The following is a 23,571-nucleotide window of genomic DNA, read 5'->3' as shown; positions in this document are numbered from 1 at the left end:
CGGTAACGTTTGCTGTGAAATTATTACCACAAAGTGCGTTTGGTCAAACGGTACTGCTCATCGGCGTATTGTTGTTGATCAACCAGGTCGTGTCTTATATCTCGGTCACCAACTACTTTATCTTGCCGAGTTATCAGCAAATTAACAGCCTGATTGCTACACAAGTTCAGTCGCTGAAGTCCATCAATGAGGTGGTTGACTCGTCTGATAGCATAAACTGGATCAGTGAAAAAACCGGCATTTTGATTGTGCGGGAAGCTCAAGCGCAAACTCAGGGGCTCGCCGACGCTGTACGATATGAATTTATGTCCGATCAGGTGTCTGATCAATTAGGTGAACGGGCCGATGTGCGCATTAGTAAAAGTGCTGTGGGCGAACCTGCTAAGCCTTATTTGGTATGGGTAAACTTGGCATCCTCGCCAGATATCTGGATAGCTATCCCCATTCAGGGGCTCAGTGATGCTGACATATCCCCGCTAACTATGTATTTGATGGTCATTGGCATTTTAAGTGTTGCCGGTGGTTGGTTGTTTGTAAGTCGCCTAAACCGGCCACTGATGGCACTGCAACGCGCTGCCAATGAAGTGAGTAAAGGCCAGTTTCCACCTCCTATCGAAGAAAACGGTACCAGTGAAACCAAGCTGGTGACGAAGGCATTTAATCATATGAACGCCAGTATTCAGCAACTTGAGCACGACAGAACGCTCATGACGGCGGGTATTTCTCACGATTTGCGAACACCACTGACCCGAATTCGACTAGCAACTGAAATGTTGCCCGATGATCAGGACTGGATACGCGATGGCATTATTAATGATATTGAAGATATGAATATTATTATTGATCAGTTTATTGATTACGCGCGTCAAGACCAGCAGGAAGAGCTTGAGCCCACTGACTTCAATCGCATGATCAACGACATGGTTGATGCGCGGCAAATACAAAGCGATCACCACATCCGCCTAGACCTGTGCCCTTTGCCAGAGGTGCCCATGCGCAGGTTAGGAATTAAACGCGTGATGGACAACCTGATTGAGAATGCGTTTCGCTATGGTAGTAAGCAAATCGAAATATCCACTTTCATCAATATTAAAACCGATGAGATGGTATGCCAAGTGCGTGACTTTGGCCCGGGTATTCCTCCTGACAGGCTCAAAGCCATGTTTATGCCTTTTACACAGGGCGACACTGCCCGAGGCAGTGCCGGTTCAGGTCTTGGTCTGGCGATCACCAAGCGTATTATCGACAAGCATGGTGGCAATATAGATCTTCGCAACCATCCCGATGGAGGTTTGGTTGCAGAGATGACATTGCCACTGTCGTAACCGAGCGGCTATTCAGCACGGTGTGTTAGTGAGCTGAAGAACCGCCCGCTGCTGCACCGTTGTGAATTGCCTCAACATCGATGGCATCAAAACGGTATTCGGTGTGGCAATACTGACAGTTCATCGTGATACAGCCTTCTTCTTCAACGATGGCTAACAGCTCGTCTTTTTCTACATTGAGAAGCGCAGTAGCACTGCGGTCCTTTGAGCAGGTACATTTAAAGGCAATAGGCTGGCTTTCAAACAGCGTGATGTCATGCTCGTGATAAAGACGGTGCAATACCGTTTTAACGGGTAAGCTTAATATTTCCTCTGCGGTCAGCGTGTCAGCAAGTGCAGTGAAGTGGTGAAAATCGTCAGCGTCTTCAGTCGCTGTGACTGCGGCACTTGAGGGCAGCACCTGCAACATAAATCCAGCTGATGCGGTTTCATTGTCAGTTTGCTCAAACAGGTAAACTTTAGTGAGTAGCTGCTCGGACTGTAAGAAGTAGTTCTCCAAACACGCTGCCAATGTTGGTTTGTCGAGTGCAACAACACCCTGGTAGCGTTCGCCTTCATTGGGAGTGATAGTGATCACCAATACCGAATCGGCACACAATTCAGAAAAACTTTGGGGCAATGTCTGCATAGACTCGTCCCAACGCGCAATACCGCGATAGTTAAGCTTGTGATCAGCACTTACAATGGCATAGTTGACAGCGCCTTTACCCTGAATTTGCAGGCTAATCTCACCTTCAAACTTCAATGTGGCAGTTAACAACGCCGCTGCAGATGCTAACTCGGCCATCAAGGTTTTAATTTCAGCGGGGTAATCTGCGTTACCCAGCATAGTCTGCAAGCTGTCTTTTAGGCGTACCAGTTCGCCTCGCACGGGCGCATCGGTAAAAGTGAATCTGTGTAACGTATCAAAATCTGTCATAGGTATCCTGCACCACTATTGGTGTTTTAACTTAATAATTTCTCGTCGTTGTTTCTTGTCCGGGCGATTGTCTGGGCGAGGATTGTGAAAGGTTTGGGCCTGTCGGGCTGCCTTGTTTTCCTCTCGCTTTTCCAAACTGGCGGGTGTTTCGCTGTACAAGGTCTGTGCAATGGGGGCAGATTGTCGTTTATCAACAATGCCTTCTATTTTTACTTCCTTGATATCCCAACCCGCGGGTACTTTTATTAGTGCGCCTAACTCTACAACCTTACCAGGCTTACAGCGCTGTCCGTTGTAATGAACCTTTCCGGCTTGGATCCAGTCGCGCGCAATGCTTCTGGTTTTGCTTAGCCTTACCGCCCATATCCACTTATCCAGACGTACCTGAGCGTCTTGTTCTTTTTGATTGTCTCTTTTCATGTAATAAATTCGTCACTCTTTCGCATTAGAGTTGTGGCCCCTGCATTGACTAAGCTATGATGAACGGTCTCTACAACACAATCAGTAAAGCATGGCAGTAGATAAACTGAACCCACAATCCATGGCCTTGTTCTTTGGGCAACATCAACGGCAAATTAATCGTTTCGTCGTCGCGATACTGGCAATTTATTTGTTGGCCTTTTTGGCTGACCTTGTGTGGCGAATTATACCAGAGCCAAAAACTTCCGCACAAAATGCGGGGCAAATTGCAGAAAATAACGCTCAATCTTCCAGTAACAATAGCCCAAATACTGATATCAGAGCGCTGCAGCAACTGAATTTATTCGGCGATCTGGTTGTGCAAACACAGCCGGTACAAGAAGCCGTAACCGACGCACCTGAAACTCGCCTTAATTTGGTCTTAACCGGGGTCGTGTCCAGTTCGAACCTCGATTATGGTACCGCGGTTATTGAACACAGGGGAAGTCAGGCAGTGTATGGGATAGGTGAGAAAATAGAAGGGACCAACGCCATTCTCCATCAGGTTCAGTCTGATAGAGTGATTATTCGAAATGGCGTGCGCAATGAAACCTTGATGATGGAAGGCATCGATTATGAACAAGCTAACCGGGCGCGAGAAGCAAGACTTCGCGAAGTGGCCGTTGCTCAGCGCAACAGTTCGCGCAATGTTACGGCACCGGCGCCGGCTTCACGGCTTTCTAATGAAGCCATCGAGGCCACTCGTCAGTTACGTGAATCGCCGGATAGCTTTGTTGACTTTATCAGTGTTGCTCCCCACCGCGAAGACGATGTTACAGTAGGGTATAAAATTAGTCCGGGTAAAAATCCTGCGTTGTTTGAAGCCACCGGACTGAAAAGCGGTGATGTGGTTACACTTATTAACGGTTTGGATTTAACCGATCCGCAACAATCCATAGACGCCATGGGAGAGTTGCGCAATGCAGAATTTATCGAGCTAACAGTAAACCGAAATGGTGAAATTTTAACGCTTTATCTAGAATTGCCCGAAGCGTAAAGGTAAGTGAAAAGAATGATAAACAGGAAAACTCGTAGTATGAAGCACTTAGGCTCTACCATGGTAAAACGCCTGAGCGCGGCCGTTGTTGCCTCAATGGCATGTGCCTCGCTCTATGCGGCCGAATACATGCCTAACTTCAAAGAAACGGATATTCAGGAATTCATCAATATCGTCGGCAAAAACCTGCAAAAGACCATTATTATCGACCCCAATGTGCGCGGTAAGATCAGTGTGCGCAGTTACGATTTGATGAATGAGGAGCAGTATTACCAGTTCTTCTTAAATGTATTGCAAGTTTACGATTATGCCGCAGTAGAGATGCCCAACGGCATCATCAAAATTGTGCGTTCGAAAGACTCTAAAAAGTCGAATATTCCTGTTGTTGAAGGCGCTTCGTTGAACGGTGACGAGATGATCACCCGTGTTGTTCCAGTTTATAATGTACCTGTGCGAGAACTTTCGCCCATTTTGCGCCAGCTTAACGATCAAACTGGCGGCGGTAACGTTGTGCAGCACGACGCGTCAAACGTGATGATGCTGACCGGCCGTGCCACCGTGGTAAACCGTTTGGTAGAAATCATTGAACGGGTTGACCGAGCGGGTGATGAAGAAGTTGAAATAGTGAAGCTTAAGTTTGCGTCTGCTTCTGAAATGGTACGCATCGTAGAAAGCATTGAGAAAAACCAGGCCAAAGCTGCTACCTCGGCCAAATCAGCACCTCGCGTAGTGGCTGATGACAGAACCAACAGCGTGATTGTCAGCGGTGACACTAAATCTCGCGCGCGGCTTATCAACCTGATTGAACGCATGGACCAAGAGCTGGAAACCAGCGGCAATACCCGGGTGATCTTCCTAAATTATGCCAAAGCAGAAGATTTAGTGAAGGTGCTGCAAGGCGTAAGTGCCAGTATCCAAGCTGAAGAGCAAAGTGGCAATCAAACCAGACGCACTGGTGCCAATCGTGAAGTCAGTATCGATTCACATGAAGACTCAAACTCACTGGTGATCACCGCTGAGCCCGATATGATGCGCTCACTGGAAGAGGTCATTCGTCAACTAGACGTTCGTCGTGCCCAGGTTCAGGTTGAAGCGATTATTGTGGAGGTGTTTGAAGGTGACGGCACGACCTTAGGCGTGCAGTTTATTTCAGAAAGCGGCGGTGGTACACAATTTACCAATGGTGGTGTGGGAATCGGCTCATTAGGCGTGGCACTGAAGCAAGCGGATGATCGAACCGAAACCACTAACGTGCGAGACAGTGAAGGCAACATTGTGGTGGATGCCAACGGTAACGCTGTAACGCAAACCACATCTACACAAGGTGATTTCACCGCTCTGGCTAGCTTGCTCGGCGGTTTGAACGGCATGATTGCGGGTGTGGTAGAAGACGGCTGGGGCGCTGTGTTACAGGCTGTCAGTACAGACACTAATTCCAATGTGCTGGCAACGCCACATCTCACCACCATGGACAACGAAGAAGCTTTCTTCATCGTTGGTCAGGAGGTGCCTATTCTTACCGGTACGACAGCCAGTGCAAACAATGGTAACCCGTTCACCACGGTTGACCGTCAGGAAGTAGGTATCAAGCTTAAAGTCACCCCGCAAATTAATGAGGGTGATGCCGTACAGTTAATGATCGAACAGGAAGTGTCCAGTGTGAGCGGGGCGACTGCCGTAGATATTTCAATTAATAAACGTGAAATTAAAACCACGGTCATTGTCGATGACGGCGGCACTATTGTATTAGGCGGTTTGATAGATGAAGACGTGCAGGAAAGCGTGTCTAAAGTACCGCTTCTTGGTGATATTCCCATACTGGGTAACTTATTTAAAACCACTACGTCAAGTAAACGCAAGCGCAACCTGATGGTGTTCTTACGACCTAAAATTGTGCGTGATGGTGTTACCATGAATGAAATCAGCCATCGCAAATACAACTTTATTCGGGCTGAACAGCTAAAAAGACAGTCTGAAGGCGTGTCACTTATGCCGATGACAGAGTCGCCTGTATTACCCAAATGGGATGATAGTCTTACCTTGCCTCCAACTTATGATGAGTATTTGCTGAAGAAAGCAAAAAAAGAAGGTAAGGATGAATGAGCACAAAAGACGAATCGGTAGTGAATACTGACATTATCGCAGAGCCTGATGCCGTCGCTGAAAAACAATTAGCGTTTGGTTTTGCCAAGCGCAATCGCGTGCTGTTAGAAACCAATCAGCAACCCGCGATCTTGTACCATACCGCCGATACCCCCTTTACGGCGTTTGCAGAGGTCAGGCGATTTTTCGGCGCGCCGTTTACCCCCAAAGAAGTACCCAGTGATCAGTTTGACAGCATGCTGACCGCGGCGTTTCAGCGAGATTCGTCAGCAGCAAAGCAGCTCATGGAAGACTTGGGTAATGAAAGTGATTTGTTTTCACTGGCAGACGAATTGCCAGACACCGAAGACTTGCTCGACAGCGAAGATGATGCACCTATTATTAAGTTGATCAATGCCATGCTCGGTGAAGCAATCAAAGAAGGTGCCTCAGACATTCACATTGAAACCTTTGAAAATCAGCTGGTTGTGCGTTTTCGCGTCGACGGCGTATTGCGTGAGATTTTGCGACCCAATCGCAAGCTGTCTTCTATGCTGGTATCAAGAATTAAGGTCATGGCCAAACTCGATATTGCCGAAAAACGCGTGCCGCAGGATGGCCGTATTACCTTGCGAATTGCGGGTCGGGCGGTTGATGTGCGTGTGTCCACAATGCCGTCGAGTCATGGTGAGCGCGTGGTATTGCGTTTGCTGGATAAAAACAACGCGCGGTTAAATCTTGAAGATTTGGGCATGACGCAAGCTAACCGTGACCACTTTTCCGCGCTTATCAGAAAACCTCACGGTATTATTCTGGTAACCGGTCCAACAGGCTCTGGTAAAAGTACCACCCTGTATGCAGGTTTAAGCGAAATAAATTCAAAAGACCGCAATATTCTCACAGTTGAAGACCCCATAGAATTCGACCTGGAAGGGATTGGTCAGACGCAGGTAAACCCAAGAGTCGATATGACGTTTGCGCGTGGGTTAAGAGCGATTCTTCGGCAGGATCCTGATGTGGTCATGGTGGGCGAAATCCGCGATATTGAAACCGCACAAATTGCGGTTCAGGCCAGTTTAACCGGACATTTGGTATTGTCGACCTTGCATACCAACACCGCATCAGGTGCAATCACCCGATTGGAAGACATGGGTATTGAGTCCTTTTTGCTGTCATCCAGTTTACTCGCAGTATTGTCGCAGCGATTAGTGCGCACACTTTGCCCTAGTTGCAAGTCAGAACATACGCCCAACGCACGCGAATGTGAAATTTTGGGTATTGAGGAAAGTAGTGCAATTGCCAACCCCATTTTTTCGGCTCGCGGCTGCGCTGAGTGTAATCAAACCGGCTACAAAGGCCGTACGGGTATTCACGAATTGCTGATTGTTGATGAACACATTCGTGAACTTATGCATGCTGGCAAAGGCGAGCAGGTCATCGAACGCTATATACGTGAATCTACGCCCAGTATTCGTGAAGACGGCTGTAAGAAAGTGTTGTCTGGCCTCACTTCGTTAGAAGAAGTGCTGCGCGTTACCCGCGAGGATTAGAAGTGGCAGCGTTTGCATATAAAGCTATCGCATCAGATGGGCGCAATAAATCGGGTGTCCTTGAAGGTGACAATGCGCGCCAGGTACGGCAGCAGCTGCGCGAAAAAGGGCTAATGCCCCTCAGTGTGGAGCAGGTAGCCGAGAAAAACACCACGTCAGGCGGGAGTTTTTCACTCGCCTTATTCAAACCGAGCATTTCAGCATCTGAGCTTGCCCTGCTAACGCGCCAGCTTGCCACACTTGTGGAGTCAGCGTTGCCCATAGAGGAAGCGCTGTTAGCGGTTGCTGAACAATGCGATAAGCAGCGCCACAAAAGCATGATGATGGCCGTGCGCAGCAAAGTGGTAGAGGGTCATGGTCTGGCTGTGGCCATGAATGAATTTCCCAGTGTGTTTGATGAGTTGTTTCGCGCCATGGTGGCCGCAGGGGAAAAGTCAGGTCATTTAGATACGGTGTTGAATCGTCTAGCCGACTACACCGAAAAGCGTCAGCAGATCAAAAATGCGGTTACACAGGCACTGATATACCCCATTATTATGATGGTGTTTGCTGTGGGTATCGTTGCAGCACTATTAACTATAGTGGTTCCCAAAATTGTCGGGCAGTTTGATCAGATGGGCCAGGAGCTACCCCTAATTACTCAAATACTGATTGGCACAAGTGAATGGGTGCAAAATTATGGTGCTTTGTTTGTTCTGTTGATTATTGTCCTTGTTGTTGCTTTCAGGCAACTCTTAAAGCAAAGGCATCTGCGCTTAAAATACCACAAATTTATTCTGTCGCTGCCCATGGTTGGTAAGGTGTCTAGAGGGCTTAATACTGCTCGGTTTGCACGTACGCTGAGTATTTTAACAGCCAGTGCTGTGCCCTTATTAGAAGCTATGCGCATCGCCAGCGACGTACTGGAAAACCTGTATATCAAAGAGCGGGTTGCCGCGGCGTCAGATAATGTGAAAGAAGGCTCCAGTCTGCGGGCGGCTTTAGACAATACAAAACTTTTTCCACCTATGATGATGCATATGATTGCGTCAGGTGAGCGTTCTGGTGAACTTCAGCAAATGCTAGCCAGGGCTGCAGATAATCAAGACAGGGAATTTGAAACGTTAATTGGTGTCTCACTCAAATTATTTGAGCCCATTTTAATTGTCGCTATGGCAGGGATAGTGCTGTTTATTGTAATGGCCATTCTTCAACCCATACTTGCGCTAAACAATATGGTGATTTAATGAAAAATCGTAACGCACTGAAAGGCTTCACACTAATAGAAATTATGGTGGTGTTGCTCATTATTGGTTTAATTACGGCCGTGGTCGCGCCGCAGTTTTTAGGGCAGTCTGAAGAAGCCCAATTGAAAAAGGCGGCGATAGATATTCAGCAGCTTGAAAGTGCTCTGCAAATGTACAAGTTGCGAAATAATGTGTACCCCACTACAGAGCAAGGCCTGGACGCATTAGTTAATGCACCTACCGTCGACCCTATTCCTAGTAATTATCCAGAGGGCGGGTTTATTCGACGTCTGCCTGAAGATCCATGGGGACAGCCGTACCAGCTCATTAGCCCTGGAGAGTTAGGTGTTATCGATATTTTTTCAAATGGCCCTGACACATTACCAGGCACTGACGACGACATTGGTACCTGGAACATTGGTGACTATCAATAGAATACAATGATGCCACTGCCGTCAAAAGCCAGCTCCAAAGGCTTTACATTATTAGAAATATTGTTGGTGCTGTTTTTGATTGGGATGGCTGTCAGCTATGTCTTGTTCAACGCGTTTTCCGTAAGTCAATCTGACAGGTTAAAAGAGCAGGCACGCCGCTTTCAGGTTATTGTTGATATGGCTAGCGATTACGCGGTGCTCAATCAAACCGAACTGGGTATTCGCTTTGAAGCCGCAAAAAATGAATATTTTTTTATGGCGCTGGATGACGAAAACCAATGGCAGGTATTAGACGATCCGCTTTATTCTGGTCATACGCTGCCACAATCATTTTCTTTTGAGCTTGAACTGGACAGCTTGCCATGGGAAGAAACCGAGCGTTTGTTTGACAGAGAACTGTTTGATGAAACCTTGTCGGTGTCTGAAGACAGCGTAGATATTGGTAACGAAGAGGACAAATCACTTCCACCCCCGCAAGTTCTTATTATGTCAAGTGGAGAGATTACGCCGTTTAGTGTAATGCTGGCCTATGAGCCCGACTTTAGTGAAGAGTTTCCAGTGTATTTCTTTTTGAACAACAAAGATGTCCCACCCCTAGAGCTCAAAGGACCTTATGATGCGCCAGAGCAAGAGCCAGAATAAACGCTCACAGCATCATGGGCTGACCTTGTTGGAAGTGCTGGTGGCTATTGCCATCTTCGCCATTGTTGGCACTGCCATTCTAAAAGCCGTAGGTGATAACCTTTACTCGGTGGAGCAAGTGGAGTCTATTACCATTGCAAGCTGGGTTGCGAATAATCAACTAGCCCGTATTGAACTTGAAAAAAAATGGCCTATTCGCAATAACGCTCGAGGCAGTGTGAACATGGCGGGGCGCGACTGGTATTGGCGTCAACAAGTGTTGGATACCAATGACAGTGAACTTAAGCAAGTTACCGTTTATGTCGGCCGTGATGCAGGTTATGAAAACTCTATCACGTCAGTAACCGCTTACTTTGCGAAACCTACAGTTGAGGCTCAGGACTAATGCGCAGCGTTAACGGGTTTACAATGCTGGAAATTCTAATTGCGATGGCGATCTTCACTATGATCGGTATTGGCAGTACGGCATTACTTACCACTGTTATCGACAGCAATGAGGCGGCCAGTGAACGATTTGTACGGCTACAATCTCTACAGCGGGCCATGCTGCTAATTGAGCGTGATGTGCAACAGGCCATCGCCAGACCTGTTCGCATTGAGGGTGAGGCTATCGACAGAGTCATGTTTGGTGGGATCACCGATACCAGTGATGCAGACGGCCTAGCTTTTGTGCGGGCAGGATGGAGTAATCCGCAGTTCATGTTGCCTCGCAGTACGCTTGAATACGTGGCTTACCGGTTAACTGAGGGTCGCTTGGAGCGACTGTCGGGGCACTACCTGGACAATGTCATTGGTTATGAACCGAAGGAGCGTGTACTGCTCGACGACGTGCTTGATTTTCGTGTTGAATTTTATGTGGGGGGAGAAGAAGACGGTGAACTGCGCTGGTCTGATTCCTATGTGGGAACAACCCTACCCCAAGGCGTCGCCTTAATCATTGAAAGCGAAACCTTTGGAACACTCAGGCGTGAGTTTGCTCTAGTGGGGGCCAACTCATGAGAACGCAACAACGGGGCGTGGCGTTGGTTATTGTACTGTTGATAGTGGCAATAGTGGTGATACTTGCAACGGAAATGACGGGGCGGCTGCAACTGAATGTAAAACGTGCGCAGAATATTAAAGATAACAACCAGGCTCAGTGGTATGCCAACAGCGCTGAGGCGTTTGCTCGCAAGTCGATCAAGGACCTAATGCAAACCGAAAGTGCGAAAATACACTTGGCGCAGCCATGGAGTGATGAATTTGCTTTTCCGCTTGAAAACGGCGGTATTAAGGCAAAACTGGTGGATATGTACAGTTGCTTCAACCTTAATGCACTTAAAAAAACCAGCACTGAAGCACAAAGCCAACAACGGGTCACACCTGTTATGGAAGCGTTTCATCGCATGCTACTTGCCGTAGAGTTGGAGCAGCCCATAGAGTCATTTACCGCCGATACAGTAAGAGATTCACTCGCAGATTGGCTTGACGACGATGAACTACAGCGTAGCTTTGGCGCTGAAGACAGTGAATACAGTTCGCGACCCTTTCCTTATCTAGCGGCAAATGGTCTCATGGCTAGCCAAAGTGAGTTTCGTGTTATTCACGGTGTCAGTGCGCAGTGGGTGAATGCGCTTTGGCCACTTATTTGTGTTATTCCAGGGTCGGAAGAGCTAAAGATCAACGTGAATACGCTGACGCCAGAACTAGCACCAGTGTTAGCTGGTGTGCTAGGGGTGACCTTGCAGCAAGCCAATGATCTCATTAATACTCGGCCGCAAGACGGCTGGGACGACATTGCCAGTTTTATGGCTGAACCCATTGTTCAAGCAGCACAAGTCACAGAAGTGCAGCAAGAATGGCTGACGGTAACAACGCAGTATTTTATTTTGCATAGTAAGACCCGTTACAATAATGCGTCATATGCACTGTCTTCACTTTTTTATGTACCAAGTCCCGCATCGGTCACTGTGATTAGGCGCGAAATTGGAGGGGTAGAATAAATGGAACAGCTGATTGTCAGGCTGAATTCCGACGATAAAACACCAGTATCTTGGTTAGTTTGGTCGTCCTCAGAATCAGACGTTATTGCGTCGGGTGTATTGCCTGATGCTTCGCACCTTAACACGTTAAAAGAACGCGCTGGACAAAGGGCTATCATTGCATTAGTTCCAGGCAGTGATGTGTTGCTCAAGTGGGTGACACTGCCACCCAAAGCAAACAGAAAAGTCATCAACGCCATTCCTTTTATGCTTGAAGACGAGCTAAGTGAAGACATCGCTGACCTCTTTTTTGCTACAGGCCCTCGCCATGGCGATAGGCAAGCCGTTGCCATCGTTAAACACGATAAAGTCCGGTTGTGGCAAGCCCAGTTGGATGCTGCGGGTTTGTATTGTGAGCAGCTGCTGCCGGATGTGTTAGCGGTACCTCATCATCAGGATGGTATGTCGTTACTCACGCTAAGTGACCAGGTACTAGTACGCGAAGATGAATGGAAAGGCTTTCAGGGCGAAGCAGATTGGGTAGTGCCGGCATTAGCCCATGCTACAAAGCAGTCTGAAACCAAAGTAGTTATCAATAACTATAGCGACCTTTCTCTGCACGACGTGCCCAATACCGAGGTGGTTTCGCAAACGCTGGAATTACCTATGGCTGTGCTGGCGAAGCATGCTTTGTCTGCGTCTTTTAACTTGTTTCAAAATGAGTACAAAGTACGCAAAAAGTCATCCAGTACCTTGTGGACACAGTGGCGTTTAGCGGCAGGCTTGGCGGCGCTAGCACTTGTGCTGACACTGGTTGATAAAACCCTGACCTTGTATTCTCTCGAAGAAAGAAATAGCGTGTTGAAGGCGCAAATCGATACCCAGGTGAATGCTGGGTTTCCCAATATGGGGGCGTACCGTGATCTAAGACGCAAAGTGTCCAGTGAGCTGGCAAAACTTGAGCAAAGCGGTGGCGGTTCCAGCATGCTGGTGATGATGTCACAGTTGCAACCTGCGTTTGCCCTGTCAAAGGTAAAGCCGCAATTGTTGCGGTTTGATCAAGGCCGCGGTGAACTTCGCATCCAGGCGCTGGCGAGTAATTTTGAGGCATTAGAGCAGTTCAAAAACCAGGCTGAACAATCTGGGTTCATTGTTGAGCAAGGTGCAATTAACAATCGTCCAGAAGGCGTGGTAGGCTCATTGTCCATAAGGAGCGGAGCATGAACGAATTAAAAGCGCGTTTTATCGCATTGTCTGAGCGGGAACAAAAGCTGGTTGTTGCATCGGGTGTAGCTGTGGTTATTGCTTTGTTTTATTTTATTGTTTGGCAACCATTGAACAACGCCATTGAGACGGAGCAAACAAAGCTAAAAAGTCAGCAGTCCCTTCTTAACTGGGTGACTAGCCGAAGTCAAAGGGCACAGTTGTTGCGTGCGTCCAGTGCAACGTCAGGCGGATTCAATGGTTCGCTACCACAGGCTGTGAATACCACCACAAACAGACATAACATTGCCATTTCCCGCATGCAGCCTCAGGGCGATGACCTGCAGGTGTGGATAGACGAAGCTGCCTTTAATGATCTGCTCTCATGGTTACAGTCATTAGAAAGAATGGGTGTACAGATTAAGCAGGTAGATATTACTGATGCCGAGAAAAGTGGTCATATTCAAGTTCGTCGATTACAGCTAGGTAAAGCATGAAAAAAAACGTAATCTGGGGAATTTCCGCCGTCATTATCTTCGTGATCTTTATGCTGGCAAAATTGCCAGCTAGTCAGGTATTAGGGCGTGTATCTGTCGGCCCTAATATTGGCTTTTATCAGGTGGAGGGGACCCTCTGGCAAGGTGCAATGGCAAGGTTGAGCATTAATGGATTACCTGTGGAAGATGTATCTTGGTCCATCAACCCCTTCGCCTTACTGTTAGGTCAGGTTTCCCTAGAGGTACGTGGCGGCAACATCAGAGACCCTGAATTGATCTCTGTCCGTGGTCCGGTGCGTTTCTCGTTGTTCAATGTTAACCGTGTGCAAACGGAGGGGTTACAGCTTTATTTGCCGGCTGATCGCGCCCTTGCCAAAGTTGCCTTGCCAATCCCTGTGCAGGCAGGTGGACGCTTTAAGGTCAGCGTAAGCGAGCTGGATTTTGGTCCTCAATGTCACACATTAACCGGTAATGGCGAGTGGTTAAATGCATGGGTAGGCGGCACACAAGGCCCAATTGACCTGGGTAATTTTTCTGCGGCATTACAGTGTGAAAATAACCAGCTACGAATCCAGGTGTCAGAGCCAAACAGTTTAGGGTTGTCTCTTGTATCTACCATATCACCGGACTTTCAAAGCTTTTCGGTTGAAGGTAAATTCAAGCCCAGCGACACACTGCCCAATGAAGTGCATCAGGCAGGCAAATTTTTTGGCTCGCCAGACGCACAAGGTTACACTGCGTTTAAGCTTTGATGCTTTTGAGTGAATGTACCATCTCAAGGCAGGCGTGATAAGCGCGTTTACTTACGCCTGCGACAGATAATAGTCCATGAAAACAGTCGTTTAAATGGTAATGACTAACAGATACCCCCTGCTCGCGAAGTTTTTTTACCATTGCCAGTCCGCCACCCAGAAGTGGGTCAAACTCAACAGTGTAAATGCAAGTTTTTGGGCATTGGGCTAGATATGGAGATAATACAAGGCTAACGTCAGGCCGGCTTGCACAGGAAGGCGCAGGCAAAAAGTGCCCCTTAAAGTATTCAACCGTGTCACGTGTGAGAATCAGATTTGAGGTATATCGTTGGTAGGCATCGTCTGCGCGTAAATCAGCCATGGGATAGAGTAACCAAAGAAAGTGTGGTTTACTTTTCTCTTCCTGGCTTAGGCATAGCGATGTGGCCAGGTAAGCTCCAGCGCTGTCGCCGCCGGCTCCCATAGTAGAAGCGTTAACACCAAGTCGCTGCTGGTTGGTAACGATAAAATCCCAGCTGGCAGACGCATCTTCTAACTGCGCTGGAAATGGGTGTTCTGGTGCTAACCGGTACTCAACTGACAACACTATGGTTTGACTTTCATTCGCGACCAATCGACAAAATCTGTCATGAGTATCAACACTGCCTATAACGCACCCTCCGCCGTGAAAAAATACTATGGCGTCTGTGGCAGTGTTATTGGGGTAATAGGCACGCAAAGTTGAGTGACCGTTATCACCACGCAGCGGAAACGTAAAATCAGTTACCTTGTAAATAGCTTGCTTTCTTATACCAAGCAAACGATCGAATCCGGCAAAGATGCGTCGGTTCGTTAGCGGTGAGAAATTATGCAGGCTCGGACCCATTCCCAATAAACGGCCAATGTGCCGTTGTGCAGGGGCAAGCCCATTTAAACGTGTGTGAAGATTTGCTTTATTTTTCATAGTCGTTCAAGGCCAGAACGCTTATCCATAAGAGTAGTTGTCATTGCAATGCTGATGACAACTACTCTTATGGGTAGGCTTTCTAGCTCTTGTACTCCAGAGTCATTAACTACAGAAGCAGCAATATAGCGGAATGAAGAAGTGTTCGTTTAGAACGCTATTGCGCTAATCATAAAGGTCAGGAAAGCGAAACCGTGCGAGCGCAAGGGTCATGGCAACTTCATAAACACTCTGCCGGCTAGCTGTGTTATCGGTTAACAGACCAATGGCTCCGCCTTTTTGCTTGACGTTTTCCGTATTGAAGGCTTTGTCCATCACATCGCCTAATTCCATGCCTTGCGTAAGTTGTGTGTAAAACTCCTCGGGGAGTGGCAAGTTAGCACTGCGACCTACGGCCCAGTTATTAGCGTGATAAATGGCAACATAAGCAAAGGTTGCAGGCCCGTCTTCGAACTTATCTACGCCGCCTTCAATGGCAACCAACCAATCATCTTGAGTGGCGAGCTTGCTGTCTAATAACGCGTGTACGCGGTTTACTGCGCCCTGGCGAGTTTCTTCTTCCGTCATTGGCTGGTCGGCCACACCTGAGGGCACAGCAACGCCCTCTACAAGACACTCTGCCAAGCCGTCAAGCTGTCTAATAGTGTTGTGAGCGGCCTGTATTTTTACTGGATTCTTAGAGCCAACAAATAGCATCATCAGGGGTTCTCGTGGCGCGGGTTTGCAAGAATGTCGGCAGTCAGATCTCTATAGTCTTTTACAGCCGGAAAGTCGTTAATCTCTCTCAGTGGCTTTTGACTGTCTGGATTGGCGACACATAACAGGTGAGCAATACCGAATTTTTTTGCGGCATGCAAGATGGGAATGCTGTCATCGACGAACAGGGTGCGTGCGGGGTCGAACTCTAGACGTGAATGCACTTGTTGCCACAACGATTGAAACTCTTTGCTTACCCCAAACTCATGGGTCGATATTAGGGTGTCTATGTGCTTGTCTAGTGCTGTGTGTTCGAGTTTTAAACTCAGTGCATCCGGGTGGGCATTCGTCACCAGTACAACGCGTCTTCCTGTTTGTTTTAGTGCATCTAGGAACGGTATGGTGTCGTCCCGCATGCTAATCAGGTGATCAACTTCTCGTTTCGCGGCAATTAAATCCAGACCCAATTGTGCTTTCCAGTAGTCAAGGCAGTACCACTGAATGGTGCCGACCACTTTTTCATAATGGGCGTACAATTCATCGCGGCAAACGTCAATGGGTTTGCCTGATTTCTCAGCAATCTTTGCAGGCAAATGGTCGAGCCAGAACACGTTGTCAAAGTGTAAGTCTATGAGGGTGCCGTCCATATCTAATAAGACGGTATCAATTTGATTCCACGGCAGAAAGGGCAAGCGAACTTCCTTAAAATCTAGTAAGCTTTATGTATTGATTAATCAGCGACAGTGTAACGCATCAGCATGTCAGAAATCGACCCGGATAAACCACTCCCGCACATTGAGTCACGTAAAACAGTGGCAAAAAGTCGTTTTTTCCATGTAGAGCAGGTGGATTTGACGTTTTCCAATGGTGCTACCAGGCAGTTTGAACGCATGGCCGGTAAGGGGCGCGGTGCTGTAATGATAGTTGCACTGACTGATGATGATCATATGTTACTTATTCGCGAATACGCAGCGGGAACGCATTCTTATCAACTTGGTTTCCCCAAAGGCCTAATTGACCCAGGAGAAAGTCCTGAGCAAGCGGCTAACAGAGAGTTAAAGGAAGAAGCCGGGTTCGGTGCTAATACCCTGTCTAGGCTTCACACAGTGAGCATGGCGCCTACTTTTTTCAGTGCGCATATGCATATCCTGATTGCCGAAGGCTTGTATGCTGAGACGCTGCCTGGCGATGAGCCTGAGCCATTGGAAGTCATCAAGTGGCCCATTGATGATGTTGACGCCTTACTGGCCAGAGAGGACTTTGTTGAAGCACGGAGCATAGCCGCATTGTTACTGCTTCAAAAATGGCGGGAGGAATGATAAATGTTGCCTTATGATGCCCCCTTAGACGCCTTGCTAGCTCTGGCGAAAAGTACTGCCGAGAAAGCCGGTCAGGCCGTGCTGGAAGTGTATGATAAAGGCGAGTACGACGCCTATGAAAAACCTGATGAATCACCCGTAACCTCGGCAGATTATCTGGCAAACGATATTATTGTCAGTGCACTTGAAGCCAATACGCCCGATATTCCCATCGTCTCGGAAGAAAAGAAAATTGCCGCTTTGGAAGAGCGCAAAACATGGCAGCGCTACTGGCTTATCGACCCCATAGATGGGACGCAGGAGTTTATCTCTCGCTCGGGGGACTTTGCCGTTAATATCGCGCTGATTGAAAACAATGAGCCTGTGCTAGGTGTTATTTTTTGGCCTCCGGGGCAAACTACATACTACGCCACTAAAAATCAGGGCGCCTTTAAAGAATGTTCTGAAGAGCATAAGCAGATACACGTACGAAAACTCGACGATCCCAAAGAAAGTGTTGTCATTATTGCCATCAGCAGGCGACAATCACGGGAAAAGGTGATGTCTAGGATGAGCGCTAAACGGGTTTACCAAACATTACCCCTTGGCAGTTGTTCTTTGAAGGCCTGTTTTATTGCTGAGGGTAAAGCAGACGTTTTCATGCGCATTGGCGTGACGGGTGAGTGGGACACAGGGGCGTCTCAGTGTATTGTCAGAGAGGCCGGTGGTGATATTGTTGCAGCAACGTTTGAGCCATTAACTTACAACCAACGTACTTCTTTGGAAAACCCAGATTTTGTTGTTCTTGGTGATCAACGCGTGCCCTGGGAAAAGCTCGTTCAATATTAAGAGGGAATAACTATTATGCGTATTCTGGCGCTAGCTGCATGCTTTTTTGCATCTTGTGTATCTGCTGACTGGACTTTGGATTCAGAATCGGCTTCTGTGCATTTCATTTCGACAAAAAATAGCCATATTGCAGAAACTCATACATTCAACAACGTGAAAGGTACTTTGTCTGGTGTGGACTTGTCAGTCAGCATTCCGCTGAGCTCAGTCAATACTATGATCCCTATTCGCGACGAACGTATGCGTACGATGTTATTTGATGTCGCCAACAATCCTGTTGCCAGTTTCACTGCGCAGGTGGACGAATCGCTGATGGCGTTGTCGGTGGGTGAGTCGACAACGGCTGAGGTCAGTGGCAAGCTCGCGGTAAGTGGCGTGTCTGTACCTACCACATTTGAAGTGCGTGTTTCACGTTTGTCAGATAACGAAATCAATGTTGCGACAGTGAAGCCAAGTGTATTGAGCGCAAGTAGTTTTAAACTCAGTGAAGGCATTGAGGCACTGCGCAACATTGCTGGGCTTAAGGTTATCAGTGAGGCGGTGCCTTTAACGTTTAATGTAACGTTTAAAAAATAAGAAAAAGAGTCAGAGTAAAGCGTTACTCTGACTCCTTTTTTTTGATATCTACCGTTTCATGTAGTTCGGAATACTCAATAACGGCCTCACCTGACTCTAGTTGCGCTTTAACTTGCGCCACTTTCTCCTTTAAATCAGTGGTGTAGTCGCCATAGTCTGTGCCTTCTCGCAACACAAAGCTTTCTATGATGTTATTGAGAGTTTGTGCGTCTAACTGGTCAATTGGGATAATCATGGGCTTAAGTAGTCGGTAAAAAAACGAATGACGCGCTGATGCAGCCAGATGGAGGTGTTCCAGGGTAGGCCTTGCATAAACCCTACATGCCCGCCAGTTTCACTAAGTTCGATGGTGACATGGCGGGCCAGTTCTTTTTCATCAGGGATGACTAGATGATTCATAAAGGGGTCATCAATGGCATGCAAAATTAACGTTGGACAGTGAATAGCGCTTAAGAAGTGAAATGCGCTGCACTTCTCGTAATAGTCCTCTGCATCAACAAAGCCGTGTAACGGCGCAGTCACTTTGTCATCGAATTCTTTAAAACTGCGCATCTCATCTATTTCACTTTCTTTTAACGTAATCGTTGCTTTGTAATCAATCTTTTGCATCTTCGCTTTCAGCGTTCGCTTCATGCTCTTGAGCAGGTAGCGTTGATATACACGGGAAAAACCCTGATTGATGCTCTCTGAGCACTCAGCGAGCTTAAGTGGTGCTGATATTGCCACAGCCGCTGCTAGTCCGTGACTGGCTGGATTTTCACCGAGCAGTTTTAGAAGCATGTTGCCACCCAGCGACACGCCCAGTGCGGTTTTGGGTATATCCGGGAAGCGTTGGTCGAGGATCTTAAGAATAAAGAGTGCATCTTGCGTATCACCGGAGTGATAGGCTCTTGGTGTGCGATTAATTTCACCGCTGCAACCACGAAAGTGCATCATCACTACACGCCATCCCTGTTTGCTTAACATCGCCATCATGTCATTGGCGTAATGTGAGCGAACACTCCCTTCTAGGCCATGGAAAAGAATGACCATACCTGACGGTGTTTGTTGTTCTGGTCCCCAAGCAAGATCGACGAAGTCGCCGTCTGGCAATTCAACGCGCTCCCATGTAAAGGAGAAAGGTAGAGGCCGCCTAATGAAGCGAGGCCATATGGTCTGAACATGCCGATTTCTGGCCCAGGCCGGTGCGCGAAATGAGCTTCTGATAATTTTTCCGTATTGTCGCGATTCAGTGGTCATGAACGTCAGGCCTTCACTGGCAAAACTAGCGTGTTTTTGCTGTTTTCATCTAAGTCATAGTATGCCAAGAAAGTATCAATAGGGTCATAACTTTTTTGTGCCTTGGGCATGCCGTTAAAGGCAGCGATCAAGTTCTCCTGCTGTGCTCTTTCTAACGCCAATTCCTGCTGTTTAAGGGAGTTGTAGTTGCTTTGGTTTCCATGCTTAGCGGCTTTTCGTATTTCCCTATGCGCTTTTAATGTGTTGTCATCATGTTCTATAGCCCGGTGAAGGTAAGCGCACTGCTCTATCGATAAGCCTTTGTTGGCTTGTTCTAGAAATACGCAAAGGAGTAGCAGATTGACGTTGCAACCGAAATTATCCTGAAGAGTAAGGCAAGACTTGGCGACGCCTTCTTTCATGTAATGCTGGCAACTGAACTGCCAAAAATCGTCAGCTCGTAGCGTCAAAATCTGCCTCTGCGTTGTCCAGTGCTTCCTGTGCCTCCATCCATGCCATTTCTACTTCTTCCAGCGATTGCGATAGCTCGGCACGTTTAGCAATAATGCCTGTCAGCTCGGTTTTATTTTCATCTAGATACAGGCTGTTGTCTGCTAACCGGTTCTCGATATCTGCAAGTGCAAGGTTGAGCTTATCCATTTGTGATTCGGCTTGGCTCAGTAACTGTTTGAAAGGATGTAAGAGTTTACGCTTTTCTGCCTCAAGCCGTTTTTGTTCTTTTCGATTTTCCTTGGGGCCGGTGTCTGTTGATGAAAGTGAGTCATGAGTGACGGTTGACGGTGTCTGTTTGCTTAGGATCCAACTTTTATAGTCGTCCAAGTCGCCCTTAAATGGCGCCACTTTTTGCTGGTCTACCAAATAGAACTCTTCACATACTGCACCGAGCAAAAACCTGTCATGCGACACCAACACCATGGCGCCTTCAAACGTTTGCAGGGCCAGTGTTAACGCATGACGCATTTCCAAATCAAGATGGTTGGTTGGTTCGTCCAGTAGCAATAAGTTGGGTTTCTGATATACCAGTATTGCTAGTACCAAGCGCGCCTTTTCACCGCCAGACATGGGTGCAACGGGTGCTAGCGCGGCGTCTCCATGAAAATCAAAGCCACCCAGATAATTCCTAAGATCTTGTTCAGTCGCTTTTTTGTCTAAGCGCTGCAAGTGCAATAACGGGCTGGCTTCAGGATCAAGGGTTTCAAGCTGATGCTGTGCAAAGTAGCCCAAGGTGCACCCTTGTGAGAGTGTAAAAGAGCCCAGTTGAGGCGCCAGTTCACCCGCAAGAAGTTTGATTAGCGTTGATTTTCCTTGCCCGTTCCTCCCGAGCAAACCTATTCTTGAACCAGGTACCAAATTGAGCTTCACTTCTTCTAAAACTCTATGCTCACCATAACCCAGTGCAATATCTTCTAGGCCCACAAGTGGGCTGGGCAAAGAAGCTGGTGCTGAAAAGCCAAAGCGAAAACTGCTGTCCTGATGAGCAGGCATTAACGCTTCCATCTTTTCAAGTTGCTTAATGCGGCTTTGTGCTTGTTTAGCCTTACTGGCTTTGGCTTTGAATCGGGTGATAAACGAATTGAGGTGATCGATTTTTTGTTGTTGTTTTTGATATTCGATATCTTGCAGGCGAAGCCTCTCAGCCCGCTGTTTTTCGTAGCTGGAGTAGTTGCCCGTGTAGGTCACTAAGCTTTGCTGCTCAACGCTAATAATGTGATTCGCTGTCTGATCGATAAACGCCTTGTCATGAGAAATGAGCAACAAGGTGCCTTCGTATCGCTGTAACCACTTCTCCAGCCAAATAACGGCGTCTAGATCCAAGTGGTTAGTCGGCTCGTCTAACAATAACAAATCCGAAGGGCACAACAGCGCCTGAGCAAGGTTGAGTCGCATGCGCCAACCACCAGAAAAGTCACTTACTGGATGCGTTAACTGCTGTTGTGAAAAGCCTAACCCATCGAGAATAGTGGCAGCTCGAGCCTCTACATCATAAGCGCCAGCCTGCGCCAATTCGGCATGCAAGTGGGCAATCTCATCACCCTGCTCTGCTTTTTCTGCAACAGCCAGCTCAGTTTGAAGCTGTCGTAAGTGACGGTCACCATCAATAACATAGTCGATGGCAGAGCGAGACGTTGCCGGCGTTTCTTGTGCAACACTCACAATCCGCCATTGTGAGGGCACCAACACTTCACCTTCATCTACTTCGAGTTCACCGCGGATAAGCGCAAATAGACTGGATTTACCACAGCCATTTCGGCCAATCAGGGCCGCCCGATGGCCAGCAAATAAGGTTGCACTCGCGTCTTGCAATAGGTGTTTGGTGCCACGCCGAAAGGAGATGGCCTGAATCTGAATCATGGTAACAATACTGCGGCTTTACAAAAACGCCGCCAAGTGTAGCAAAAAGGAATGATCACCCAAAAGATTTAGTCGGTATAATACTAACAATTTCGCTAAGGAATGATGTAATGACTAACAGACAACGCAAACGTTTTATAGCAGGTGCTACCTGTCCGAAGTGTAAGTCACTGGACAGCATTATGTTGTATTTTGAAAACAATATAGAAAAACTAAAGTGTATTAAGTGCGACTATGCTGAGTCGCAAGCCCCTAACGGCGTGGAAAATGTATCCCGAAACGGCGAAAATGTGATTGGTGTATTTAAGCCACACTAAACGTTTGTTAATAGTGCGGTGGAGGCGCTTCTTCTGATTGTTTTGCAATATGCGATGGTTCCATGCCTTTGAGCTTTTCCACTACCTGCCTAAGCTGAAAACTCAACTGCTCAATGTGTTTATTCTGACGAGTTACTTCATCATTCAATGAGTCAATGGTGTGCTCCTGATAAGCCACTTTTACTTCGAGCTCTTCAATAGCACGCTGCATGTCTGCGTGTGTCATTTGGTTTGTCATGGCAAATACGGTTCCCAAGTTGATGTTAGCCCTGCGCTACTGGCCGATAATATGGTGCCATTACTCAAGAAGCCAACCGCATAGACCACCGAAGTTTTTGGTACACTGGTTTCTCTGGGCGCCACCTTCCACTCTGCGAGTTGCTCGCCGGTAGCCACAGACCATAAATGCATTCTTCTTGATGGCGACCCTGTTAGTAAGTACTTGCCATCACTTGAGAATTGAGCATCAGTAAAAATCTTCTGTCTGGCTATGTAAGATAGTGTACTGACGGGCTCACCGGTTTGGGCATTCCAAATTTTCGATTCTCTTTTACTGTCTGCGGTAAAAAGGTAGCGGCCTTCATCGTCGATTGCTACCTTGGTTACTCTGCTACTGTGATTAAAGGTGTGGATCACCTGTCCAGTGTCTGTGCTCCATAAATAGGCTAGGTAGTCATTGCCGCCGGAGAGGGCGAATTTGCCATTGGGAGAGATATCGATGCTATTGATTTTTTCTTGATGACCGAGAAATTCTATGCGCCTGCTAGTGTCAGGCTCAAAATACATGATTTTGCCGTTGCTTCGACCAACCAGAATACCTCTGCCGCCGTTTGCAACCGCAATATCCCTAATCGACGACTCATCAATACGCCAAAACCCTACGGGATCTCCGGTTGATACACTCCAAAGCGCAAAGGCCTCTCGGTCTGATGTCACCACATATTGGGCATCTGCCGAGATATGTACGGTTGTTACTAAATTATTGCCTTCACCCTGGTGCTGCCAGTTGTAAAGAGGCTCATCTTGCCCCACTCGCCAAACGTTGATGCCGTTGTTAACGCCACTCATAACAACTAACTCACCATTTGGGCTTATGTCAGCGGCAAACGCACCGTCAGCAGCGTGTCTCCATCGTTCAACAGGGGTGGTTTCTGGGACAGAGCAAGCAGAGAGCTGGCTCAGTATTGTCATGAGCAGGAACGTGTGTAAAAACTTTTTAACAATTCCGCGGTTAATCATGAATATGGGGTTTCG

General features: G+C 47.5%; 28 protein-coding genes. 17 read left to right on the top strand and 11 right to left on the bottom strand.

Going from position 1 to position 23,571, the window contains the following annotated elements; translation table 11 throughout:
* Positions 1 to 14: 14 nt before the first annotated feature.
* The gene (gene envZ / locus DRW07_RS11515) at positions 15 to 1,325 is read left to right on the top strand and encodes a two-component system sensor histidine kinase EnvZ (RefSeq protein ID WP_124028057.1); all 1,311 of its coding nucleotides are present in this window, start codon (positions 15 to 17) and stop codon (positions 1,323 to 1,325) included.
* A 25-nt stretch (positions 1,326 to 1,350) separates the two neighbouring features.
* On the opposite strand, the gene hslO is transcribed toward envZ, so the two are convergent.
* Together hslO and DRW07_RS11505 are read right to left on the bottom strand one after the other, a co-directional pair.
* Complete coding sequence (hslO, locus tag DRW07_RS11510; RefSeq protein ID WP_124028056.1) at positions 1,351 to 2,244, bottom strand: Hsp33 family molecular chaperone HslO; 894 nt, start codon at positions 2,242 to 2,244, stop codon at positions 1,351 to 1,353.
* A gap of 15 nt (positions 2,245 to 2,259) precedes the next feature.
* Positions 2,260 to 2,664 carry a S4 domain-containing protein gene (locus DRW07_RS11505; protein WP_124028055.1) on the bottom strand — a complete coding sequence of 135 codons (405 nt, stop codon included), beginning with the start codon at positions 2,662 to 2,664 and terminating at the stop codon, positions 2,260 to 2,262.
* 91 nt (positions 2,665 to 2,755) lie between these two features.
* Between DRW07_RS11505 and gspC the strand changes: the two genes are divergently transcribed.
* From gspC to DRW07_RS11445, 12 genes are read left to right on the top strand one after another with little or no spacing between them, the layout of a single operon-like run.
* Complete coding sequence (gene gspC / locus DRW07_RS11500; protein ID WP_124028054.1) at positions 2,756 to 3,700, top strand: type II secretion system protein GspC; 945 nt, start codon at positions 2,756 to 2,758, stop codon at positions 3,698 to 3,700.
* Positions 3,701 to 3,760: 60 nt separating this feature from the next.
* Positions 3,761 to 5,803 (top strand): type II secretion system secretin GspD, encoded by a 2,043-nt coding sequence (gene gspD / locus DRW07_RS11495; RefSeq protein WP_377923156.1) that lies wholly within the window; start codon positions 3,761 to 3,763, stop codon positions 5,801 to 5,803.
* Entirely contained in the window at positions 5,800 to 7,332 is a 1,533-nt protein-coding gene (gspE, locus tag DRW07_RS11490) for a type II secretion system ATPase GspE (protein WP_124028052.1), read from the top strand. The genes gspD and gspE overlap by 4 nt, the downstream gene beginning before the upstream one ends.
* A gap of 2 nt (positions 7,333 to 7,334) precedes the next feature.
* Positions 7,335 to 8,558: a type II secretion system inner membrane protein GspF gene (gene gspF, locus DRW07_RS11485; protein WP_124028051.1), complete on the top strand. Its 1,224-nt coding sequence runs from the start codon at positions 7,335 to 7,337 to the stop codon at positions 8,556 to 8,558.
* A complete protein-coding gene (gene gspG / locus DRW07_RS11480; RefSeq protein ID WP_124028050.1) occupies positions 8,558 to 8,992 on the top strand; it encodes a type II secretion system major pseudopilin GspG in 435 nt (144 codons plus the stop codon). Before gspF ends, gspG begins: the two co-directional genes overlap by 1 nt.
* A gap of 6 nt (positions 8,993 to 8,998) precedes the next feature.
* Entirely contained in the window at positions 8,999 to 9,634 is a 636-nt protein-coding gene (gene gspH / locus DRW07_RS11475) for a type II secretion system minor pseudopilin GspH (protein WP_124028049.1), read from the top strand.
* Positions 9,606 to 10,019: a type II secretion system minor pseudopilin GspI gene (gene gspI, locus DRW07_RS11470; protein ID WP_240630587.1), complete on the top strand. Its 414-nt coding sequence runs from the start codon at positions 9,606 to 9,608 to the stop codon at positions 10,017 to 10,019. Before gspH ends, gspI begins: the two co-directional genes overlap by 29 nt.
* On the top strand, positions 10,019 to 10,633 hold the full coding sequence (gene gspJ / locus DRW07_RS11465; protein ID WP_124028048.1) for a type II secretion system minor pseudopilin GspJ: 615 nt from the start codon (positions 10,019 to 10,021) through the stop codon (positions 10,631 to 10,633). The genes gspI and gspJ overlap by 1 nt, the downstream gene beginning before the upstream one ends.
* Positions 10,630 to 11,616, top strand: coding sequence for a type II secretion system minor pseudopilin GspK (gene gspK / locus DRW07_RS11460; RefSeq protein ID WP_124028047.1), 987 nt, complete (start codon positions 10,630 to 10,632; stop codon positions 11,614 to 11,616). Before gspJ ends, gspK begins: the two co-directional genes overlap by 4 nt.
* Complete coding sequence (gene gspL, locus DRW07_RS11455) at positions 11,617 to 12,819, top strand: type II secretion system protein GspL (RefSeq protein ID WP_124028046.1); 1,203 nt, start codon at positions 11,617 to 11,619, stop codon at positions 12,817 to 12,819.
* Positions 12,816 to 13,295, top strand: a complete 480-nt coding sequence (gspM, locus tag DRW07_RS11450; protein ID WP_124028045.1) for a type II secretion system protein GspM — start codon at positions 12,816 to 12,818, stop codon at positions 13,293 to 13,295. The genes gspL and gspM overlap by 4 nt, the downstream gene beginning before the upstream one ends.
* Positions 13,292 to 14,047, top strand: coding sequence for a type II secretion system protein N (locus DRW07_RS11445; protein ID WP_124028044.1), 756 nt, complete (start codon positions 13,292 to 13,294; stop codon positions 14,045 to 14,047). Before gspM ends, DRW07_RS11445 begins: the two co-directional genes overlap by 4 nt.
* On the opposite strand, the gene DRW07_RS11440 is transcribed toward DRW07_RS11445, so the two are convergent.
* The 3 genes from DRW07_RS11440 to yrfG all read right to left on the bottom strand — a co-directional run bounded on the left by DRW07_RS11440 (position 14,037) and on the right by yrfG (position 16,378).
* The gene (locus DRW07_RS11440; protein ID WP_124028043.1) at positions 14,037 to 14,990 is read right to left on the bottom strand and encodes an alpha/beta hydrolase; all 954 of its coding nucleotides are present in this window, start codon (positions 14,988 to 14,990) and stop codon (positions 14,037 to 14,039) included. The two genes, DRW07_RS11445 and DRW07_RS11440, sit on opposite strands and share 11 nt — an antisense overlap.
* A gap of 165 nt (positions 14,991 to 15,155) precedes the next feature.
* Positions 15,156 to 15,689, bottom strand: coding sequence for an inosine/xanthosine triphosphatase (yjjX, locus tag DRW07_RS11435; protein WP_124028042.1), 534 nt, complete (start codon positions 15,687 to 15,689; stop codon positions 15,156 to 15,158).
* Complete coding sequence (yrfG, locus tag DRW07_RS11430) at positions 15,689 to 16,378, bottom strand: GMP/IMP nucleotidase (RefSeq protein WP_124028041.1); 690 nt, start codon at positions 16,376 to 16,378, stop codon at positions 15,689 to 15,691. Before yrfG ends, yjjX begins: the two co-directional genes overlap by 1 nt.
* A 66-nt stretch (positions 16,379 to 16,444) precedes the next feature.
* Between yrfG and nudE the strand changes: the two genes are divergently transcribed.
* The 3 genes from nudE to DRW07_RS11415 are packed head-to-tail and all read left to right on the top strand — an operon-like array spanning position 16,445 to position 18,409.
* Positions 16,445 to 17,005, top strand: a complete 561-nt coding sequence (gene nudE, locus DRW07_RS11425) for an ADP compounds hydrolase NudE (protein ID WP_124028040.1) — start codon at positions 16,445 to 16,447, stop codon at positions 17,003 to 17,005.
* Between the two features lie 3 nt (positions 17,006 to 17,008).
* Complete coding sequence (gene cysQ, locus DRW07_RS11420) at positions 17,009 to 17,833, top strand: 3'(2'),5'-bisphosphate nucleotidase CysQ (RefSeq protein ID WP_124028039.1); 825 nt, start codon at positions 17,009 to 17,011, stop codon at positions 17,831 to 17,833.
* Between the two features lie 15 nt (positions 17,834 to 17,848).
* Positions 17,849 to 18,409 carry a YceI family protein gene (locus DRW07_RS11415; RefSeq protein ID WP_124028038.1) on the top strand — a complete coding sequence of 187 codons (561 nt, stop codon included), beginning with the start codon at positions 17,849 to 17,851 and terminating at the stop codon, positions 18,407 to 18,409.
* A gap of 22 nt (positions 18,410 to 18,431) precedes the next feature.
* Here DRW07_RS11415 and DRW07_RS11410 read toward each other — a convergent pair whose 3' ends face one another.
* From DRW07_RS11410 to DRW07_RS11395, 4 genes are read right to left on the bottom strand one after another with little or no spacing between them, the layout of a single operon-like run.
* Positions 18,432 to 18,644, bottom strand: coding sequence for a YheU family protein (locus DRW07_RS11410; protein WP_124028037.1), 213 nt, complete (start codon positions 18,642 to 18,644; stop codon positions 18,432 to 18,434).
* Positions 18,641 to 19,648: a hydrolase gene (locus DRW07_RS11405; protein WP_124028036.1), complete on the bottom strand. Its 1,008-nt coding sequence runs from the start codon at positions 19,646 to 19,648 to the stop codon at positions 18,641 to 18,643. Before DRW07_RS11405 ends, DRW07_RS11410 begins: the two co-directional genes overlap by 4 nt.
* 5 nt (positions 19,649 to 19,653) lie before the next feature.
* Positions 19,654 to 20,097, bottom strand: coding sequence for a TIGR02444 family protein (locus tag DRW07_RS11400; RefSeq protein ID WP_124028035.1), 444 nt, complete (start codon positions 20,095 to 20,097; stop codon positions 19,654 to 19,656).
* Complete coding sequence (locus DRW07_RS11395; RefSeq protein ID WP_124028034.1) at positions 20,081 to 22,000, bottom strand: ATP-binding cassette domain-containing protein; 1,920 nt, start codon at positions 21,998 to 22,000, stop codon at positions 20,081 to 20,083. The genes DRW07_RS11400 and DRW07_RS11395 overlap by 17 nt, the downstream gene beginning before the upstream one ends.
* A 110-nt stretch (positions 22,001 to 22,110) precedes the next feature.
* Here DRW07_RS11395 and DRW07_RS11390 point away from each other — a divergent pair, with 110 nt between their 5' ends.
* Positions 22,111 to 22,317: a YheV family putative zinc ribbon protein gene (locus tag DRW07_RS11390; RefSeq protein ID WP_124028033.1), complete on the top strand. Its 207-nt coding sequence runs from the start codon at positions 22,111 to 22,113 to the stop codon at positions 22,315 to 22,317.
* Positions 22,318 to 22,324: 7 nt separating this feature from the next.
* Here the strand turns inward: DRW07_RS11390 and DRW07_RS11385 are convergent, their stop codons facing one another.
* Together DRW07_RS11385 and DRW07_RS11380 are read right to left on the bottom strand one after the other, a co-directional pair.
* Positions 22,325 to 22,555 (bottom strand): SlyX family protein, encoded by a 231-nt coding sequence (locus DRW07_RS11385; RefSeq protein WP_205665394.1) that lies wholly within the window; start codon positions 22,553 to 22,555, stop codon positions 22,325 to 22,327.
* The gene (locus tag DRW07_RS11380) at positions 22,552 to 23,508 is read right to left on the bottom strand and encodes a WD40 repeat domain-containing protein (protein ID WP_124028189.1); all 957 of its coding nucleotides are present in this window, start codon (positions 23,506 to 23,508) and stop codon (positions 22,552 to 22,554) included. Before DRW07_RS11380 ends, DRW07_RS11385 begins: the two co-directional genes overlap by 4 nt.
* Between the last annotated feature and the right edge of the window lie 63 nt (positions 23,509 to 23,571).

Origin of the sequence: Paralteromonas sediminis (assembly GCF_003820355.1) — a bacterium.
Classification (GTDB): Bacteria; Pseudomonadota; Gammaproteobacteria; order Enterobacterales; family Alteromonadaceae; genus Alteromonas_F; species Alteromonas_F sediminis.
The sequence above is the reverse complement of the archived record's forward strand: the minus strand, read 5'-3'. Positions and strand labels throughout refer to the sequence as shown.